This is a genomic window from Labrys sp. E2SS-1L, from assembly GCF_057073705.1.
Genome location: NZ_CP172712.1, coordinates 578,211 through 595,246 on the forward strand (window position 1 = coordinate 578,211; position 17,036 = coordinate 595,246).

14 protein-coding genes are annotated in these 17,036 nt (G+C 64.9%); 8 read left to right on the forward strand and 6 right to left on the reverse strand.

The features are described from left to right. The first annotated feature begins 6 nt into the window (after window positions 1–6). The 6 genes from ACIGJE_RS02645 to ACIGJE_RS02670 all read left to right on the forward strand — a co-directional run bounded on the left by ACIGJE_RS02645 (window position 7) and on the right by ACIGJE_RS02670 (window position 7,081). On the forward strand, window positions 7–1,911 hold the full coding sequence (locus ACIGJE_RS02645) for an ABC transporter ATP-binding protein (protein WP_483679265.1): 1,905 nt from the start codon (window positions 7–9) through the stop codon (window positions 1,909–1,911). Next, entirely contained in the window at window positions 1,908–3,845 is a 1,938-nt protein-coding gene (locus tag ACIGJE_RS02650) for an ABC transporter substrate-binding protein (protein ID WP_483679267.1), read from the forward strand. Before ACIGJE_RS02645 ends, ACIGJE_RS02650 begins: the two co-directional genes overlap by 4 nt. Next, complete coding sequence (locus tag ACIGJE_RS02655; RefSeq protein ID WP_311934556.1) at window positions 3,842–4,861, forward strand: ABC transporter permease; 1,020 nt, start codon at window positions 3,842–3,844, stop codon at window positions 4,859–4,861. Before ACIGJE_RS02650 ends, ACIGJE_RS02655 begins: the two co-directional genes overlap by 4 nt. 7 nt (window positions 4,862–4,868) lie before the next feature. Beyond that, on the forward strand, window positions 4,869–6,035 hold the full coding sequence (locus ACIGJE_RS02660; RefSeq protein WP_483679269.1) for an ABC transporter permease: 1,167 nt from the start codon (window positions 4,869–4,871) through the stop codon (window positions 6,033–6,035). 11 nt (window positions 6,036–6,046) lie between these two features. After that, the gene (locus ACIGJE_RS02665) at window positions 6,047–6,595 is read left to right on the forward strand and encodes an NADAR family protein (RefSeq protein WP_483679271.1); all 549 of its coding nucleotides are present in this window, start codon (window positions 6,047–6,049) and stop codon (window positions 6,593–6,595) included. A gap of 72 nt (window positions 6,596–6,667) precedes the next feature. After that, on the forward strand, window positions 6,668–7,081 hold the full coding sequence (locus ACIGJE_RS02670) for an MAPEG family protein (protein WP_367626200.1): 414 nt from the start codon (window positions 6,668–6,670) through the stop codon (window positions 7,079–7,081). A gap of 43 nt (window positions 7,082–7,124) precedes the next feature. On the opposite strand, the gene zigA is transcribed toward ACIGJE_RS02670, so the two are convergent. After that, window positions 7,125–8,339, reverse strand: a complete 1,215-nt coding sequence (zigA, locus tag ACIGJE_RS02675; RefSeq protein ID WP_483680190.1) for a zinc metallochaperone GTPase ZigA — start codon at window positions 8,337–8,339, stop codon at window positions 7,125–7,127. A gap of 164 nt (window positions 8,340–8,503) precedes the next feature. Here zigA and ACIGJE_RS02680 point away from each other — a divergent pair, with 164 nt between their 5' ends. Continuing rightward, window positions 8,504–9,841, forward strand: coding sequence for a nucleotide sugar dehydrogenase (locus ACIGJE_RS02680; RefSeq protein WP_483679273.1), 1,338 nt, complete (start codon window positions 8,504–8,506; stop codon window positions 9,839–9,841). A 65-nt stretch (window positions 9,842–9,906) separates the two neighbouring features. Here the strand turns inward: ACIGJE_RS02680 and ACIGJE_RS02685 are convergent, their stop codons facing one another. The 3 genes from ACIGJE_RS02685 to fmdA all read right to left on the reverse strand — a co-directional run bounded on the left by ACIGJE_RS02685 (window position 9,907) and on the right by fmdA (window position 12,102). Then, on the reverse strand, window positions 9,907–10,206 hold the full coding sequence (locus ACIGJE_RS02685) for an FmdB family zinc ribbon protein (protein WP_149252734.1): 300 nt from the start codon (window positions 10,204–10,206) through the stop codon (window positions 9,907–9,909). A gap of 70 nt (window positions 10,207–10,276) precedes the next feature. After that, window positions 10,277–10,789 (reverse strand): AmiS/UreI family transporter, encoded by a 513-nt coding sequence (locus ACIGJE_RS02690; protein WP_415084420.1) that lies wholly within the window; start codon window positions 10,787–10,789, stop codon window positions 10,277–10,279. A gap of 86 nt (window positions 10,790–10,875) precedes the next feature. Beyond that, a complete protein-coding gene (fmdA, locus tag ACIGJE_RS02695) occupies window positions 10,876–12,102 on the reverse strand; it encodes a formamidase (RefSeq protein WP_440725238.1) in 1,227 nt (408 codons plus the stop codon). 327 nt (window positions 12,103–12,429) lie between these two features. Between fmdA and ACIGJE_RS02700 the strand changes: the two genes are divergently transcribed. Further along, window positions 12,430–13,182 (forward strand): response regulator transcription factor, encoded by a 753-nt coding sequence (locus ACIGJE_RS02700; RefSeq protein WP_311934549.1) that lies wholly within the window; start codon window positions 12,430–12,432, stop codon window positions 13,180–13,182. 8 nt (window positions 13,183–13,190) lie between these two features. Here the strand turns inward: ACIGJE_RS02700 and ACIGJE_RS02705 are convergent, their stop codons facing one another. Further along, window positions 13,191–14,393: a sensor histidine kinase gene (locus tag ACIGJE_RS02705; protein ID WP_311934548.1), complete on the reverse strand. Its 1,203-nt coding sequence runs from the start codon at window positions 14,391–14,393 to the stop codon at window positions 13,191–13,193. Next, on the reverse strand, window positions 14,390–17,026 hold the full coding sequence (locus ACIGJE_RS02710) for an ATP-binding protein (protein ID WP_483679275.1): 2,637 nt from the start codon (window positions 17,024–17,026) through the stop codon (window positions 14,390–14,392). Before ACIGJE_RS02710 ends, ACIGJE_RS02705 begins: the two co-directional genes overlap by 4 nt. Between the last annotated feature and the right edge of the window lie 10 nt (window positions 17,027–17,036).

The window sequence follows — 17,036 nt, forward strand, 5'->3', positions numbered from 1 at the left end:
GCGGGGATGATCAACCAGCCGTTGCTGAGCGTGCGCGACCTCAGCGTAGACTTCCAGGGCGACACCGGCCTGGTCCATGCGGTGAAGAACGTGTCTTTCGACGTCTTCGAAGGGCAGACGCTGGCGGTGGTGGGCGAGTCCGGATCCGGTAAGTCGGTGACGGCTCAGGCCATCATGGGCCTGCTTTCCAAGACGGCGCGGGTCACCGGCGGCAGCTGCCAGTTTCGCGATCCTGCCACTGGCACGACGACGGATCTCGTCAAGCTCAATCCGAACGGGCCCGAAATGCGCGCCATCCGGGGCGGGCGTATCGCCATGATCTTCCAGGAGCCGATGACCTCGCTGTCGCCGGTGCACACCATCGGGGACCAGGTCACCGAGGCGCTGATCGTGCATACGGGCTGCTCCCGGCGCGAGGCGAATGAGCGGGCGCTCGATCTCTTCGCCAAGATCCATTTCCGCAATCCCAAGCGCATGCTCACCACCTATCCCTTCGAGCTGTCGGGGGGTATGCGCCAGCGCGCCATGATCGCCATGGCCCTGATCTGCCGGCCGGCCCTGCTGGTCGCGGATGAGCCGACCACCGCGCTCGACGTCACCACCCAGGCGCAGATCCTCGCCCTCATCAAGGAAATCCAGGACGCCAAGAGCGCCGTGAACCAGAGCATGGCGGTGATCTTCATCACCCATGATCTCGGCGTGGTCGCCAACATGGCCGACGAGGTCGTGGTGATGTATCGCGGCGAGGTGATGGAACTCGGCGGCCGCGATGCCATCTTCCAGCATCCGGAGCACGACTACCTCAAGGCCCTGATGCGGGCCGTGCCTCATTTCAACATGAAGCCGGGCGAAAGGCTGAAGCCCCTGCGGGAAATCGCCGTGCCGCCGCGCGGGGCCGCCGTACCTGCTCCGGCCACTGCGGGCAGCGGCCCGGTCCTCCAGGTCGAGAATGTCTCCAAGACCTTCACGATGCGATCGGGCATGTGGTCGGGCCGTGCGGAGACGATCCAGGCGCTGACCAATGTCTCGCTCTCGCTCGAACGCGGCACCACCTTGGGCCTCGTCGGCGAATCCGGCTCGGGCAAGACCACCCTGTCGCGCATGATCATGCGCGCACCCGGCAGCGCACCGGACAGCGGCGAGGTCCGCTTCGACGACGGCAGCGGCCCGCGTGACGTGTTCACGCTGGAAGGCGAGGCGCTCAAGGCCTATCGCCGCTCGGTCCAATTCGTGTTCCAGGACCCGTTCTCCAGCCTCAATCCACGCATGACGGTGTTCGACATCCTGTCCGAACCCCTGCGGATCCACAGCATCGGTACCGCCGACGAACGGCATGAGCGGGTCAAGTCCCTGCTCGAACTGGTCGGGCTCGAACCGCAATATATGCGTCGCTACCCGCATTCCTTCTCGGGCGGCCAGCGCCAGCGCATCGGCCTTGCCCGCGCCCTGGCGCTGGAGCCCAAGGTGATCCTGTGCGACGAGCCGACCTCGGCCCTCGACGTCTCGGTCCAGGCCCAGATCCTCAATCTGCTCAAGGACCTGCAGGCCGCGCTCGGCGTCTCCTATCTGTTCGTGTCCCACAACCTGGCGGTGGTCGAATACATGGCCCGCGACATCGCCGTGATGTGCCGCGGGCATATCGTGGAACAGGCGCCGCGCGAGGTGCTGTTCCGTTCGCCCCAGCATCCCTATACCAAGGCCCTGCTGCAGGCCATTCCGGACGTCGACCTCGCCAACCCGCTCGACTTCGCCAAGCTGAAGACCGGCAATGCCTCCCAGCCCGAGAAATGGCCGGCCCCCTTCGCCATCCTTCCGAACGCCCCGCCGCCCATCATGGTGGAGGTGGAGCCCCGCCATTTCGTCCGCCTCGGCGCCGACGCGGCCGACCAGCGCAGGGGAGAAGCGGCGTGAACACCGTCCTCAAGCACTTTGCAGCCGCTCTCGGCCTCGCCTTCTTCCTGGCGGGTCCTGCCATCGCGGATCCGCCGCCGGCTCCCGCCGAACCGCCTTCCCTGGTCGCCAAGATCGCCAGCGGCGACCTGCCGCCGCTGCTCGATCGCATGCCGAAGGTGCCGTTGGTGGCCGACATGCTGGCCCGCAACCGCAGCCTGGGTGATTATGGCGGCGAGATCCGCACCCTGGCGTCCAAAGCCCGGGACCTGCGCTACATCAACGTCATCGGCTATACCCGCCTCGTCGGCTATGACGAGCATCTCAACCTCGAGCCGGACATCCTGCAGGCCGTCGACAGCCAGGACGACAAGGTCTTCACCTTCACCTTGCGCGAAGGCCACCGCTGGTCGGACGGCGCGCCCTTCACCACCGAGGATTTCCGCTTCTACTGGGAGGATGTCGCCCTCAATTCGAAGCTCAATCCCACCGGTCCGCCCGCCTTCATGCTGGTCGACGGCGAGAAGCCGAAGGTGGAGGTGCTCGACGCCACCCATATCCGCTACAGCTGGTCCAAGCCCAATCCGGGCTTCCTGCCGTCGCTGGCGGGACCACGACCGATCTGGATCTATTCGCCGGCTCACTATCTCAAGCAGTTCCACAAGAAGTATGGGGATGCGGACAAGCTCGCCCAGATGGCCGCGGACCGGCAGATGATGTCCTGGGCTGCGCTCTACAACAAGCTCGACGATCCCTATGAGAACTCGAACCCGGACATGCCGACGCTCGATCCCTGGCATGTGGTGACCAAGGCGCCGGCCCAGCAATATGTGTTCGAGCGCAATCCCTATTTCCACCGGGTCGATCCTCGCGGGCGGCAGCTTCCCTATATCGACCGCATCGTGGTCTCGATCTCGTCCGGCGGACTGTTCGCCGCCAAGGCCAATGCGGGCGAGGTCGATCTGCTGGCCTGGGGACTGAGCACCAGCGACATTCCCACGCTCAAGGAAGGCGAGGCCAGCCACGCCTATCGCACGCTGGCCTGGCCGATTGCACGCGGCTCCGCCTTCGCCTTGTTTCCCAACCTCACCTGCAACGACCCGATCTGGCGCGCCGTGATGAGGGACGTGCGCTTCCGCCGCGCCCTGTCTCTGGCCATCGACCGGCACACGCTCAACAATTCCCTATGGTTCCGGCTCGGCATCGAAGGCAACAACACGGTGATGCCGGAAAGCGCGCTCTACAGCGAGGACGACCGCAAGCGCTGGGCCACCTATGACCCCGCGCTCGCCAAGAAGCTGCTGGACGAGGCCGGCCTCAACAAGCGCAACGCCGCCGGCTTCCGCCTGCTGCCGGACGGGCGGGAAGCGGAACTGATCGTCGAGGTCGCCGGCACCGCGCGCGACATCGCCGATGCGCTCGAGATCACCAGCGAGTTCTGGCAGGATGTCGGTCTCAAGGTGGTGGTGAAGGCTGAGGACAGCAACGACCTTGCCAAACGCTCCTTTTCGGGCGTCACCCTGATGGTGGCGAGCGAAGGCCTGGAGAACGCCATCCCGACCGCGCTGATGCCGCCCAACGGCCTGGCTCCGTTGCGCCAGGACAATTACTCCTGGCCCAAATGGGGCCAATATGCCGAAACCGGCGGCATGGCGGGTGAAAAACCCGACATGCCCGAAGCGGTCGAGTTGATGTCCCTGTGGGAACAGTGGATGAATGCAACCACACTGAACGCCCAAGCCGCCGTCTGGCGCGACATGCTCGCCCTTCATGCCGACCAGCAGTTCAGCATCGGCACCGTGCAGGGCGCGCTCAAGCCCATCGTCGTCAACAAGGCCATCCGCAACATCCCCAAGAAGGCTGTGTTTTCCTGGGAGCCGACAGCACTGATCGGTGTCTATCGCGTCGATGAATTCTACTACGACAACATCGTCGTGACGGGGAATACGCCATGATGCGCTACGTGCTACGCCGCTTCGCCACCATGGTGGTGACGCTGCTGCTGATCTCGCTTCTGATCTTCATCGTGATCAAGCTGCCGCCCGGCGACTTCCTGACCAACAAGATCAACGAGCTCAGGGCCCAGGGCGAGGCGGCCAGCATCGCCAAGGCGGAGGCAATGCGGGCGCAATACGGCCTCGACAAGCCGCTGCTCCACCAATACGCCACCTGGCTCGGCGTGCTGCCTGGCCCCGACGGTTTCAAGGGTCTGCTGCAGGGCCATTGGGGCTGGTCGTTCGAATATGAGCAGCCCGTGAAGGTGGTGGTGGGCGACGCCCTGCTGCTGACCGTCCTGCTCAACCTGGCGGTGATCGTCTTTATCCACCTCGTCGCCATCCCGATCGCCATCTATTCGGCCACCCGCCGCAATTCCGTCGGCGCCCATCTGGTGACGTTCCTGGGCTATATCGGCCTGGCGACGCCCAGCTTCCTGCTCGCCCTCGCGCTGCTGTTCTATCTCAACCGCTGGTTCGGCATCTCGATCGGCGGCATGTTCGGGCCCGACTATACCGATGCACCCTGGTCGTTCGGCAAGCTCGGCTCCTTCCTCAGCCATATGATCGTGCCGGTGGTGGTGATCGGCCTGGCCGGCACCGCGGGCATGATAAGGCGGCTGCGTGCCAACCTGCTCGACGAACTCGCCAAGCAATATACGGTCACGGCCAAAGCCAAGGGACTTGCACCGGGCCGGGCTCTCCTGAAATATCCCTTCCGCATCGCCCTCAATCCCTTCGTGGCCGATATCGGCAATCTCCTGCCCAGCATCGTCTCGGGCTCGGCCATCGTTTCGATCGTGCTGAGCCTGCCCACGATCGGCCCGATCCTGGTGCAGGCCCTGCGCATCCAGGACCAGTATCTGGCGGGTTTCATCCTGCTCTTCGTTGCCTTCCTCACGGTGGTCGGCATGTTCATCGCGGATCTCGCCCTCGCCGTGCTCGATCCGCGCATCCGTATCGGCACCGGCAAATAGGACTGTAATGACCGAGTTGCGATCGCCCCATTACGTCAATCCGGCTCCCTTCGACCCCTATGTCGCCAAGAAGATGACGGCCGAGGAGGAGCGCTTCTACCGCGCATCCTCCGCCACGCTGATCTGGTGGAAGTTCAGGCGTAACCGGCCGGCTTTGTTCGCCGGCATCTTCCTGGCGCTGGTCTATCTGTCACTGCCTTTCGTGGAGGTCATCGCCCCCTATTCCCTGAACCAGCGCAACGCCGACTATCTCTATACGCCGCCGCAGAGCGTGCATCTGTTTCACGACGGGCAGTTCGTCGGCCCCTTCGTCTATCCTGTGAACTTCGCCATCCGCGACATCGAGAGCCCGCAATTCCCGGGCATCTACCAGGTCGACAAGACCAAGCCCCAGGCGCTGCGTTTCTTCTGCAGCGGCGAACGCTACAAGATGTGGGGCTTGTTCGAGGGCAATTTCCATATGGTCTGCCCGCCCGAAAACGGCACCGCCTTCCTGCTCGGGACGGACCGGCTCGGCCGTGACATGCTCTCGCGCATCATCTATGGCGCCCGCATCTCCCTCACCGTGGGTCTGATCGGCATCGCGGTCTCCTTCACGATCGGCCTGACCCTGGGCGGGCTTGCCGGCTATATCGGCGGCATCGTCGACGCCCTGGTGATGCGCCTGATCGAGGTGCTCCGCTCGCTGCCGGAACTGCCGCTCTGGCTCGCTCTGTCGGCCGCCCTGCCGGCCAATTGGAGCCCGGTGATCGTCTTTCTCGGCATCACCATCATTCTCGGCCTGCTCGACTGGCCAGGCCTGGCGCTGGCAGTGCGCTCGAAGGTGAAATCGCTGCGCAACGAGGATTTCGTGCATGCCGCCGAGATGATGGGAGCCTCGCGGGCCCGCATCATCGGCCGCCACCTCCTGCCCAATTTCATGAGCCACCTGATCGCCAGCGCCACCCTGTCGATCCCGGCGATGATCCTGGGCGAAACGGCGCTGTCCTTCCTCGGGCTCGGCCTGCGCCCACCCGTGGTGAGTTGGGGCGTCCTGCTCAACTCCGCCCAGAATCTCGGCGCCATCAACCTCTATCCCTGGCTGCTGATCCCGATGATCCCGGTGATGCTGGTCGTGCTCGCCTTCAACTTCTTCGGCGACGGCCTCAGGGATGCGGCCGATCCCTATCATTGAGGCATGCGCCGATGACATATTACCGCTCTCGCCTCGAAGAGGCGTTTCGAGCCAAGGCCCGTTTGAAGTTCGTGTTCTTCTGGGGGCATCAGCCCGCCAAGGACGGCCGGATCACCACCTCCTGCTTCAGCCAGTGGTGGCCTGCCTCCTTCGACGTGGCGGGGGTTCGCTATCCCACCGCCGAGCACTGGATGATGGCTGGGAAGGCCAGGCTCTTCGGCGATGAACAGAGCCTTTCAGAGATCCTCACAGCGGCCAGCCCGAAGCAGGCAAAGCAACTCGGCCGCGGGGTGAAGGGCTTAGAGTCCTCGCACTGGGATGCGCAAAAATATCGCATCGTAACGGAGGGCAGCATCCACAAATTCGGCCAGAATCCAGCGCTAAAGGAATTTCTGCTGTCGACCGGCGAGGCCGTCCTCGTCGAGGTAAGTCCAGTCGACAGGGTGTGGGGCATCGGCCTCGCCGGCGATGATGAGCGGGCGGGCAATCCGCTTCTCTGGCGCGGCGAGAATCTGCTCGGATTCGCGCTCATGCAGGCGCGAGACCACCTTCGCGGTTGAGCGGCCGTCGTAGAATCCGCTCCGCTCGGCCTCCATTCCGACCTCACCGTGGCTCGAACCCGTGGAGATCACATGGCAGCCTACACTTTCAGCATCATCGGGGTGCTCGCACTCTGCCTGACCTCGATCGCCTTGGCCATCAACTCGGGATACTCCAAGGGCCGGGCCGGCGTGCTCTCCGGCCCGATACTTCCCGCCGCCGACGAAAACCCGCTCTACCGCATCGACCGTGCACATCTGAATTCGGTGGAGGCGCTGGCCCCCTTCGTCGTACCAGCCGTGCTGGCGATGATGGTAGGTGTGGGGCCGACCCTGCTCGCGACCCTGGTGTGGCTCTACGTCCTGGTCCGGGTGGCCCATGTGGCGATCTACCTGCGCGGCGGCAACGCGGCAAAGGGCGGCAGTGTGCGAACCGTTCTCTATATCGCCGGCTGCATGGTCACCGTGATCCTCATCGTCGTGACCGGATGGATCGCCATCGCCTGAGGAACCGGAGCTGGCCATCCCTGGCCTTCGGTTCCGCACAGCCTCAGGCCGCCTCCCAGACCGGGAAGGGATCGCTGAGATGGCGATAGGCCTTCAGGTCGAAGCGGCTCCCGCCGGCAGGCTGCACAAGGCAATCGTCCAGGGCCTTGCGGATCGCGGCCTCGTCCAGGCTGGTGCCGATGAAGACCAGCTCCTGGCGCCGGTCGCCCCAGACGTCGTCCCAGTTGCGCTCGAGGATGCGCCACCAATCGGGGTGATCGGGCCAATGCCGCCGCGGGATGGCGGCCCACCAATGCCCCATCGCGCTCACGCGGGCGATGGCCCCGGCCAGCGAGAATTCGCCCACCCAGTCGGGCCGCGTCGCCAGCCAGAAATGGCCCTTGGCCCGGATCAGCCCTGGCCAGGTGCGTTCGACGAAGGCGTTGAACTTGTCGGGATCGAAAGGCCGCCGCGCGCGATAGACGAAGCTCTGGATGCCATATTCCTCGGTCTCGGGCACGTGCTCGGCGAAGCCGTAGAGCTCCTTGTACCAGAGCGGGTGGCGCTGCGCCTTCTCCTCGTCGAACAGGCCGGTATCGAGCACCGCCTCCAGCGCGACCTTGCCGAAATCAGTCTCCACGATGCGCGCGTCGGCATTGAGGGCCTGCACGACCTTGCGCACCAGCGCCAGCCGCTCGGCCGGGACCTGAGAGGCCTTGTTGATCACCACGACATCGGCAAACTCGATCTGCTCGACCAGGAGATCGACGATAGTGCGCTCGTCCCCCGCACCCGCCGTCTCGCCGCGATCGCGCAGGAAGTCGTTGGAGCCGTAGTCGGCCAGCAGGTTCGCTGCGTCGACGACCGTGACCATGGTGTCGAGGCGCGCGACGTCCGACAGGCTCTCGCCCGCCTCGTCCCGAAAGGAAAAGGTGCTGGCGATCGGCAGCGGCTCGGCAATGCCGGTGCCCTCGATCAGGAGATAGTCGAAGCGGCCTTCCTCGCTCAGGCGGCGGACCTCGGAGAGGAGATCGTCGCGCAAGGTGCAGCAGATGCAGCCATTGGTCATCTCCACCAGCTTCTCGTCGGTCCGCGACAGGCCGCTGCCGCCGTCGCGCACGAGATCGGCATCGATGTTGACCTCGCTCATGTCGTTGACGATCACCGCAACCCGTCTTCCCTCCCGGTTGTTGAGGACATGGTTCAGGAGAGTGGTCTTGCCTGCCCCCAGGAACCCCGACAGCACGGTCACCGGCAGCCTCTTGTCTTCGATCTCCATCATGACTCCATAGGTAATGTTATAACATAACATTACCTATGGCTCCTCCGCTTGGCAAGCCGCTTCGACCTCAAAAGCCATCGCGCTCGTTGCGGTGGCACTCGAACCGTGCAGGCGTGCAACGCCCGCTTGCCTTCCGCCCCGCCCTGGCGGATATGCAGGACATGCAGTCCCCGCTCGCTTCCGCTCTCCTCGCCCGCATCCAAGCCCGACAGGCCGTAATCGGCATCATTGGTCTCGGCTATGTCGGCCTGCCGCTCGCCATCGCCATCGCCGGCGCAGGCTTCAAAGTGCTGGGTTTCGACATCGATCTCAGGCGCGTGGCTGCCCTCAACGAGGGCGACGGGCTGATCAAGCACATCTCCAACGCACCGATCCGCGAGGCCATCGCCAAGGGGCTGTTCGAGGCTACCGCAGACTTCACCCGGCTCGACGAGCCCGACGCCATCCTGATCTGCGTGCCGACGCCGCTGACGCGCCAGCGCGAGCCCGACATGTCCTATGTCGCCAACTCGACCGCCTCGATCGCGGCCAGGCTTCGGCGCGGCCAGCTCGTCATCCTTGAATCTTCGACCTGGCCCGGCACCACCGAGGAACTGATGAAGCCGGTGCTGGAGGCTGCCGGCCTCGTCTGCGGCCAGGATTTCTTCCTCGCCTTCTCGCCCGAGCGCGAGGATCCTGGCAATCCGGTTTACGGCACCCAGAACATTCCCAAGGTCGTCGGCGGCGACGGTGCCGATGCACTCGCCTTGGCCAAGGCCCTCTACGACGCCTTCGTGAGCGCCACCGTGCCGGTCTCCTCGCCGGCGGCGGCGGAGGCGGTCAAGCTCACCGAGAACATCTTCCGCTCGGTGAACATCGCCCTCGTCAACGAATTGAAGGTGATCTACGACGCCATGGGGCTCGACGTCTGGGAGATCATCGAGGCCGCCAAGACCAAGCCTTTCGGCTACATGCCCTTCTATCCCGGCCCGGGGCTCGGCGGACACTGCATCCCGATCGACCCCTTCTATCTGACCTGGAAGGCGCGGGAATTCGACATCGCCACGCGCTTCATCGAGCTCGCCGGCCAGATCAACACCGCCATGCCGCGCCATGTCGTCGACCGCCTCGCGGAAGCCCTCGACAAGCGCTTCAAGCGCGGCCTCAACGGCGCCCGCGTCCTGCTGATCGGCATCGCCTACAAGAAGAATGTCGACGACGTCAGGGAGAGCGCCTCCTTCAAGCTGATCGAGATCCTGGAAGAGCGCGGGGCACAGACCGATTTCCACGATCCCCATGCCCAGGTAATCCCCAAGACACGCGAGCATGCCGCCCTTGCCGGCCGCCGCTCGGTGGCGCTGACGGCCGAGACGCTCGCCGGCTACGATGCCGTGCTGGTCGCCACCGACCATGACGGCATCGACTATGCCCTGGTCGCCAGCGCGGCACGGCTGGTGGTCGACACCCGCAACGCCTGCGCCAAGGCCGGCGCCGACATGGCGAAGGTGGTCAAGGCGTAGATCCTGGAGCGCGGACTTCTCAGCGACATGCTGGCATGTCGCTGAGAAGTCCGCGCTCCAGGATTTCAATGCCCGATCATCCATTTATGCCGGGTCGAAGGCCCCTTCTTGCCGACCTTGCAGATTCCGCAGCCGCAGCCGGCCAGATGGGCCTTCTTCACCACCTTCGGCTCGGTGCCGCTCTTTTCCGAGCGGGCAAGCGCCCGGCGCAGCGTGCCGTTCATCAGGCTGAGCTGCGGGGAAGCGACGTCGCGCTGGCTGAGCTCGCTGCAGCCCGGGCAGGCGCAGGCCTTGGTTGCGTCCGCCATCGACACCCATTCGTCAAAGGGGCCGCAATCGTCGCAGACATAATTGTAGAGCGGCATGGCTGTCTCCCAGGACAAGACGCTTTGGCATCAGAACAGAAAATGCCGCGGGGCGTACCCCGCGGCCGGTTCACAGCTTGCCTTCCAGCAGCAGCAAGCCCGGGATCCAGCCGGTGATGATGCCGGAGGCCACGGTGGCCAGCCCCGTCACCTTGAGGATCGGGCGCTTGAGCGCCAGCAGCAGGAAATACATGAACCAGAGCACGGCCCAGATCGCCCAGTTCAAGCCGAGCCAGGTATCGGTGAGGCTCTGGGCCGAGGTCAGGCCCTGGACGGCGATGGGCACGACGGTGACGGCCACGAACAGGCTGAACCAGCCCAGGCCCCGGCCGTCGACCGTCACCACCCGGTTATAGGCGACCCACAGATAGGTGGTGGTGAACAACAGCGTCAGGGCGGCGGCCTTGATCGAGGCGGCATCGGCCTTGGTGCCGAAGGCCGACGACAGGGCGACGCACAAAGTGACGAAGCCGGAGACGACATTGATGACGACGATCTCCTTGTCGTCGATCCTGCCCATGAGCCACAGACCGTTCAGGAACAGGACGGCACCCACGTAAAGCAGCGCAAATCCGAGCAGCATGATCGCGTTTCCTCTCCACGCAACGCGTCGACCGGAGATGGCATTCCGGCCGAGACGCTGGTTTCATGATATGTGCGAGGCGATGATCAGCTGGTCCTGGCGACGTCGGCGCCCGACACCTTCTTGGTCGGCCCCGAGGCGTTCGGATTGATGTCGAAGTCGAAGATGGCCGTGGGAATGGCCAGCGTCGCGCAGACATTGGGAATGTCGACGATCCCGGCGATGCGCCCTTCCACCGGCGCCGTGCCCAGGATCGAATAGGCCTGTTCGCCGGAATAGCCGAACTTCTTGAGATATTCGATGGCGTTGAGGCAGGCGCGCCGATAGGCGACATGGGCGTCGAGATAATATTGCTCGCCCGTATGCTCGTCGACCGAGATGCCCTCGAAGATGAGGTAGTCGTCGAAATGCGGGTCGATCGGGCTCGGCTTGAAGATCGGATTGATGATGCCGTATTTGGCCATGCCGCCCTTGATGACGTCGACGCTGATGTCGATCCAGCCGGCCATCTCGATGGCGCCGCAGAATGTGATCTCGCCATCGCCCTGGGAGAAGTGGATGTCGCCCATCGAAAGCCCGCCGCCCTTCACATAGACGGGGAAGTAGACCTTGGAGCCGCGTGACAGGTTTTTGATGTCGCAATTGCCGCCATGTTCGCGCGGCGGCACCGTGCGCCAGGCTTCGGCAGCCGCCCTGTGGGCGGCATCGCCCGTCATCTGGCCCATCAGCGCCGTATCGCCGAAGGGAAGCGCGGCGAGCGGCGGCACGCGCTCGGGATCGGTCGCCACCAGTTCGGCCTCGCGCCGATTGGCCTCGGCAAGCAGCTTGTGGTCGGGCAGGCAGCCGATCAGGCCCGGATGGATCAGGCCGGGATAGCGCACGCCCGGCACATGGCGCGAGGTGGTGTAGATGCCCTTGAAATCCCAGATCGATTTGGTGGCGTTGGGATAGTGCTCGGTGAGGAAGCCGCCGCCATTCTCCTTGGCGAACAGGCCGTTGAAGCCCCATTCGGAATCCGGCAGGGCGCCGATGTCGAGGATGTCGACGACCAGGAGATCGCCGGGCTCGGCGCCCTCGACCCCGAAGGGACCGGAGAGATAGTGCACGCGGGTGAGGTTGACGTCGCGCACGTCGTTGGCACTGTTGTTGTTGCCGATCTGGCCGCCGGTCCAGTCATAGCATTCGACGCGGAAGACATCGCCGGGCTTGAAGGTCTCGACCATCGGAATGTCGGGATGCCAGCGATTATGGGTCTTGATCGCCTGGTCCTCGGGCGCCTTTTTCAGATCGACGGAGAATACGGTCTTGGGCATCGGTTCCTCCTCCTGGGGCCGGCCTGCGGGGAACTCCGGGCCGAACCGTCACGATGTTCTGTGCCGGCGCCGCAAGGGGCAGCCTGGCCGTTCGTGCAAGGGGAGCCTAGGCGGGCCCTGTAACCGCCATGAATCGTCCGACCACGGTTTGTGTAATTTTTTGTAACCAGGAAGGCGAAGATGCGCCGCGGATCGACGATCCCTTCGCCATACCACCCGGTTTTCCAGCGGAATCGGCACGAAAGCCCCGATCGCGGCCTTGTGCGCCAGTCGTCATAGCCTTGTGCCCGTCTCGACCACAGGCGGCATTGCGACTATCCTGCCGCCATGCCAGCCACCGACGCCAAGTCTCGCGATACCAAGCCTCGCATTCTCGTGGTCGATGACGATCATCGGCTGTGCCGCTTTCTGGAGAAATTCCTGGCGAGCGAAGGCTTTGCCACTGCCAGCGCCAATGAGGGCCGGGCCATGCGCCGCGCCATGGCGGACGAGAGCTTCGACTTGGTCATCCTCGACCTGACCTTCCCCGCCGGGGAAGATGGCCTCAGCCTGGCGCGTACCCTGCGCAGCCAATACGACCTGCCGGTGATCATGCTCTCCGGCAAGAACAGCACCATCGACAAGGTGGTCTGCCTGGAACTCGGCGCGGACGACTACATCACCAAGCCCTTCGAGCCGCGCGAATTGCTGGCCAGGGTCCGCACCGTGCTGCGCCGCTTCGCCCGGCGCATCAACCTGTCTGAAACGATGGAAGGTGCTTCCCCGGCCATCCGCTTCGCCGGCTGGCAGCTCGATCCCACGCGCTACGAACTCTCCTCGCCCGAGGGCGAGCGCGTGCGCCTGACCAGCCAGGAGTTCCAGATCCTGTCGGCCCTGGTCGAGCGGCGCGGGCGCATCCTCTCGCGCGACCAGATCCTCGACATCGTCGCCAACCGCAGTTGGACGCCCTATGACCGCAGCATCGACGTGCTGATCGGCAAGATCCGCCGCAAGCTGCGCGACGATGTGCGCGACGCCCAATACATCAAGACCATCCGCGGCGTCGGCTACATGTTCGCGGCCGACGCGCGGGGCGAGTAGCCCCCTCATCAGGCTGCCGTCAGCCTTGCTCGGGGCAGATAGAGGTTGATCGTGGTGCCCTCGCCCGGCGTGCTGACGATGCCGAGGCGCCCGCCGGCCTGGCGCACGAAGGCGTCGACCATGGCGAGGCCGAGGCCGTTGCCCTCCCCGGAAGGCTTGGTGCTGAACAAGGGTTCGAGGGCCCGGCGCCGAACGGCAAGCGGCATGCCCTTGCCGGTATCGGTCACCGAGAGCAGCACATAGGCGCCCGGCAGTAGGCCCGACGCCACGCGGGCATCTTCGGCCGTCACCATCAGATTGCGGGCGGCAAAGACCAGGCGCCCGCCTTCGGGCATGGCGTCGCGCGCATTGAGGGCGAGATTGAGCAGGCTCGATTCGAGCTGGCCGGTCGGGATCTCGACCGGATGGAGATCCGGTGCGACGTCGAGGACAACAGCGACCTTGTCGCCGAGCGTGCGGACGAGGACGCGCATCAGGGGCGGCAGTTCCCTGCCGAGATCGACGATTACCGTCTCGTCCATGCGCCTCGCCCCGAAGCTAAGCAGGCGCGAGGCGAGCTCAGAGCCGGACCTGGTGGCATCGAGGGCGTCGACGACGAGTTCACATAGGTCCGGCTGGCCCTCGAGCCGCTCCTGTAGCCAGCGCAGGTTGGAATAGAGTACGGCCAGGATGTTGTTGAAGTCATGGGCGATGCCGCTGGCGAGCTGGCCCATCGCCTCCAGGCGCTGGGTCTGGCGGAGGCGCTCGGCGATCCGGCTCTTCTCCTCCACCAGGCGGATGCGCTCGAAGCAGCGATCGAGCAGGGCCAGCAATTCCTCGGTGTAGAAGGGCTTGGACAGGTAGTCATAGGCCCCTGCCTTGAGGGCCTCCACCGCCGTCTCGATCGACGCATAGGCCGTGACCATCACGCAGACGAGATCGGGATTGCGCTGGCGCAGGGCGCGGACGAGATCGACACCGTCGCTGAGGCCGAGGCGGACGTCGACCAGCGCCACGGCGATACGCTCACGGCCGAGCATGTCGAGGGCGGCCGCCGGGTCATGGGCGATCGGGGTGTGATAGCCTTCCAGGCTCAGCAGGCCGGCGAGGCTGGAGGCGAAATCGACGTCGTCGTCGACGATCAGCACGCAGCGCGTACCGGCCTCTTCGCCCGCGGTGACCTCGGATGCGCCGATGATGTCCGCCGGCAGTTCGCTGTCTTCGTCCTTCATGGCCGGGCCGCCGGAACACAGGGCAGGACCAGCGATATCATCGCGCCCTCGCCTGGCTCGCTTTCGACCCTGACCTCGCCGCCATGCTGTTCGAGGATGCGCTTGACCAGCGGCATGCCGAGCCCGACACCGAAGGCCTTGGTGCTGAACAAGGGCTCGAAGATGCGATCGACCACCTCCGGGGACATGCCGCTGCCCTTGTCGGCGATGGCGAGCACCATCCGTTCCCCTTCCAAGCGCGTGGAAATGGTGATGGCTCCCTCGTCCGGTACCCGGCCCTCGCAGGCCTGCACCGCGTTGACGAGCACGTTGGAAAAAGCCTGGCGGAGCCGTTCGGCGTCGGCAGGCACGGCACAATTCGCCTTGAGGTCGAGGGTGATCAGGGTGCGGATGGCCGCTTCCTGCTCGCCGGCCTGCTGGCGGACCCAGGCATCAATGGCGACCGGCGCGAGCACCAGAGGGCGCTTGCGCGAGAAATCGAGCAGATCCTCGATGATGCGCACGCAGCGCCAGGCATTGCGCTGCAGGCGCTGCAGCTCCCCCATCACCGGCTCGCCGGCGTCGCGCAGCGAACGCCTGAGCACATCCGCCGAGGTCACCAGCGTGCCGAGCGGATTGCGCAATTCATGGCTCACCGTGGCGGTCATCTGGCCGATCGCTGCCAGGCGTTCATTGCTCGCCAATTCCTGCTGGGCCTGGTGCAGGCGTCCCAGCGAAGCGACGAGGTCGCGCTCGGCGAGTTCGCGGCTTTCATGCGAGAGCACGATCCACCAGGCGCCGATGCCGAGCAGCGGCAGGAGGGCCAGGAAGACCCGGAGCAGCAGGGCGCCACTGTCGAGATGCGGCTCCTCGGCCCCGGGTTCGATCAGGCGGTAGGTGAGCAGGAACACCGCGGCGGTGACGATGGTGAGCGCAAATCCGACGCCCCCGACCTTGAGCAGACGCTGGCCCATATGCGGGGCGATCTTGCCGATCAGCGTGCGCCCGAAATAGCGCGAGCGCTGATCCTCCAGCACGCCGCCGGGCGACTTGCAGACATCATGGCAATGCGAATCCAGGCTGCAGCACAGCGAGCAGATCGGCCGGTCATAGAAGGTGCAATGCACCATGTCGGGGCGCTCATAGTCGAGGCCGCAGATTTCGCAGGTGATGATCCCCTGCCGGCGGGCGGCGACTTCCTCGCGCGGACGTGCCAGATAATAACGTCCCCCGGTCGCCACGCCGATCGCGACCGCGCTGACGAGCGCCGTGAAGAACGCGATCGGTGCCGCATAGGCCTCGGCCAACGTGCCGAAACTGCCGATGAAGCAAAGCACGGCGACGACGGAAGCGAGCGCCATCGAGCCGCAGCCGACCGGATTGAAATTGTGAAGATAGGCCCGCTTGAACTCGGTGAAAGGCGGGCTGATCTTGAGCGGCTTGAGAATGGCGAGATCGGCGAAGATCGAGCCGATCCAGGCCGAGGCGATGATGGAGTAGACGGCCAGCACCAGCGCCAGGGTCTGGAAGATGCCGAGCAGCATCAACAGCAGCGAGATCAGGATGTTGAAGATCAGCCAGACCACCCGGCCCGGATGGTAGTGGGTGACGCGCGAGAAGAAATTCGACCAAGCGAGCGAGCCGGCATAGGCGTTGGTGACGTTGATCTTGACCTGCGAGATCAGCACGAACACCACGGCGGCGGCCAGCACCACGGCGGTATCGGCGCTCACATAGTCATAGGCCTTGATATACATGTGGACCGGTTCGAGCGCCGTCGCCTGCGGCAGGCCTGAGCTGACTACCAGCACGGCCAGGAAGCTGCCGCACAGGATCTTGAAGCCGCCGACCACGATCCAGCCCGGCCCGGCCGCGATCACCGCCGTCCACCAGCGCCAACGGTTTTCCTCGGTCTTGTCGGGCAGGAAACGCAGGAAGTCGACCTGCTCGCCGATCTGGATCGACAGGGCACCGAGCACGCCGATCGCCGAGCCGAAAGCGAGGAGGTTGAACCCCTCTCCGCCCGCCGCGCTGCCGGTGAAGGCGACCCATTCGCCAAGCGTGCCGGGATGGCCGATGGCGATATAGACGAAGGGGAGCAGATGCAGGCCGATCCAGACCGGCTGGGTGATCATCTGCAGCTTCGAGATCATGGTGACGCCCATGAAGGTGATCGGGATGATCACCAGCGAGGAGATGATGTAGCCGAGCACCAGCGGCACATTGGCGAACAGCTTCAGGGCCTGCGCCATGATCGCCCCTTCCAGGGCGAAGAAGATGAAGGTGAAGGTGGCGTAGATCAGCGAGGTGATGGTCGAGCCGATATAGCCGAACCCTGCCCCGCGGGTGAGCAGGTCCATGTCGATGTTGTAGCGGCTCGAATAATAGGCGATCGGCGTCGAGGTCACGAACACGAACAGGCAGGTGACCAGGATGGCCGGAAAGGCATTGGCGAAACCATAGCTCAGCGTGATGGTGCCGCCGATCGCCTCCAGTGCCAGGAAGGAGATGCCGCCGAGCGCCGTATTGGCGATGACGAAAGGCGACCAGCGCCGGAAGGACCTGGCCGCATAGCGCAGCGAATAGTCCTCCAGCGTCTCGTTGGCGATCCAGGAATGGTAGGACCGCAAGGCAGGCAGGCGCGGAATGTCCACTAAAGGACCC